At 76.6% G+C, this 2,350-nt stretch carries 1 protein-coding gene and 1 pseudogene; both read left to right on the plus strand.

Going from position 1 to position 2,350, the window contains the following annotated elements:
- The first annotated feature begins 171 nt into the window (after window positions 1–171).
- Window positions 172–1,578 (plus strand): glycosyltransferase 87 family protein, encoded by a 1,407-nt coding sequence (locus tag ACFVXK_RS34145; protein ID WP_389619756.1) that lies wholly within the window; start codon window positions 172–174, stop codon window positions 1,576–1,578.
- Window positions 1,579–1,610: 32 nt separating this feature from the next.
- Window positions 1,611–2,350: pseudogene (locus tag ACFVXK_RS34150) on the plus strand (hypothetical protein); the annotation flags it as partial.

Below are 2,350 nucleotides of genomic sequence, written 5' to 3' on the forward strand. Positions count from 1 at the left end.
CGGCACCCCCTTCCCGTGGGCCCGGGTGGGCCACCGGGCGCTGCTGCGCCACGCACAGGCCGCGGGCTGGCGCGCCGCCGGGAGCTGGACGGTGGCCGGCCGGCACTTCGCCGAGCTGGTCGCCGGGACGGGGCGCGGCCCGAAGGCCCGTGCCGCCCTAAGGGCCGCTCCGTGACCCGGGCGCCCGCCGGTTCCGCACGGGCCACCGCCGCCACCGCCGTCCTCGTGGGCGCCCTGGTCACGGTGCTCGTCCTGACCGTGCGCGAGGACGGCTACTTCACGGACCCGGCCGGCCTGTCGTGGCTGTACGCCGCCTGCTGGGTCCTGTTCGCGGCGGCGGTGTGGTCCCTGCGCCGGGTTCCCGCCCGGCACGCCGCCGCCCTGGTCCTCGCCGGCGGCATCGCCGTCGCCGCGACGGGCCTGGTCGCCCCGCCCCGCACCAGCACCGACTCGTACCGCTACGCCTGGGACGGCCGCGTGCAGGCGGCGGGCGTCTCCCCCTACGACCACGCCCCGGCCGACGCCGCCCTCCTGCCGTACCGCGACGACTGGCTGTTCCCCACCGGGAAGGCGTGCGCCCGGCCGGACCTCGCCGCGGTGTCCCCGGGCGTCTGCACGCGCATCAACCGGCCCCGGGTCCACACGATCTACCCGTCGGCCGGCGAGCTGTACTTCCTCCTCGTCCACGCCCTCTCCCCCGACGGAGCCCGCCACAAGGCCTTCCAGGTGGGCGGCGCCGTCCTCGCGGTCGCCACCACCCTGGCGCTGCTGGGCGTCCTGCGCCGGCGCGGTGACCCCCGCGGCGCGGCGTACTGGGCCTGGTGCCCGGCGGTCGCGGTCGAGGCCGTCAACAACGCCCACGCGGACGTCCTCGCCGTCCTGCTGTCCGTCGTCGCCCTGGGTCTGACCGTTCGCCACCGGGCCCGGGGCGGCGCACTGCTCGGTCTGGCCACCGCCGTCAAGCTCCTGCCCGCCGTCCTGCTGCCCGGCGCCCTGTCCGGTGTGCGCCGGGTCCGCGACGCCGCCGCCGTCCTGCTCCCCTGCGTGGTGGTGCTCACCGCCCTGTACCTGCCGTACGTCCTGCTCTCCCGCTCCTCGGTCCTCGGCTACCTCGCCGGGTACGCGGACGAGGAGGGCTACCAGGACCCGTCCGCCGGTGACCGCTACGCGCTGCTGCGCCTGCTGCTGCCCGGCTCGTGGGCCGTGCCCTGCGTCGTCGCGGGGATGGCCGCCGTCAGTGTGTACGTGATCCGGCGGGGCGACCCCGAGCGCCCCTGGAGCGGTGCTCTCCTGGTCACCGGGGCCGCCTTCCTGCTGACCACCCCCGGCTACTCCTGGTACGCCCTCCTCCTGATCGCCCTGGTGGCGCTCGACGGCCGCTGGGAATGGCTGGGCGTCGCGGTCGCGGGCGCGGCCGCCTACCTGACGGGCCGGGTCGTCCCGCACGCCGGCACGGCCGGCTACGCGGTCGCCGCGCTGGCCGTCCTGTGCGGCTGGGCGGTGCGCGCCCGTGCCGCGGCGCGGGGCCGTCCGGCCCCCGTGCCCCAGTCGTCCCCCGCACCGGGAGAGCCCCGGTGAGCCCTCGCGAACGGAACCTGTGGAGGAACCCCATGGACGCACAGAACGGCCGCCCGGCCGCATCCCCCGGCCCGGCGGGCAGGAAGGCGGAACCGGAGTCCGGTGACGGCGCCGCGCCACGGCTCGCCCGGCTGCGGTCGGCCCTGGGGGCCGCGTGGGCGGCCGGACCGCCGCGCGGGCCCTCCCGCCCGGAGTTCTGGCGCAGCCCGCTGCGCGGCCCGTGGCTGACGGCGGTGTTCGGGGTGGTCCTGCTCGTCGGCGTCACGGTCCTGTTCGTCACGGGCCTGCTGTCGTACGCCGCGTACGAGCCCGACCTCGCGGCGGTCAACGACCAGACGCCGGGCAAGGGCCGGCTGGGCTTCTACCTCTTCTCCTGGCCCACCTCCCCCTACTGGCTCTACCGGGTCACCCAGGGGGTGCACGTCACGCTCGGCGTCGTGCTCGTGCCCGTGCTGCTGGCCAAGCTGTGGTCGGTGATCCCCAAGCTGTTCGCGTGGCCCCCCGTGCGGTCGCCCGCCCAGGCCCTCGAACGGCTCTCGCTGCTCCTGCTGGTGGGTGGCGCGGGGTTCGAGTTCGCCACCGGCATCCTCAACACCCAGCTCCACTACGTCTTCCCGGGCTCCTTCTACACCCTGCACTTCTACGGGGCCTGGGTGTTCATCGGCGCCTTCGTGGTCCACGTGGTGCTGCGGCTGGGCCGGGCCGTACGGGCCCTGCTCGCCGGGCCCAGCCAGCCGGCCCCGGACCGCGTGGACCACTCCGGCCACGACAC

Origin of the sequence: Streptomyces sp. NPDC058157, from assembly GCF_042884105.1 — a bacterium.
Classification (GTDB): domain Bacteria; phylum Actinomycetota; class Actinomycetes; order Streptomycetales; family Streptomycetaceae; genus Streptomyces.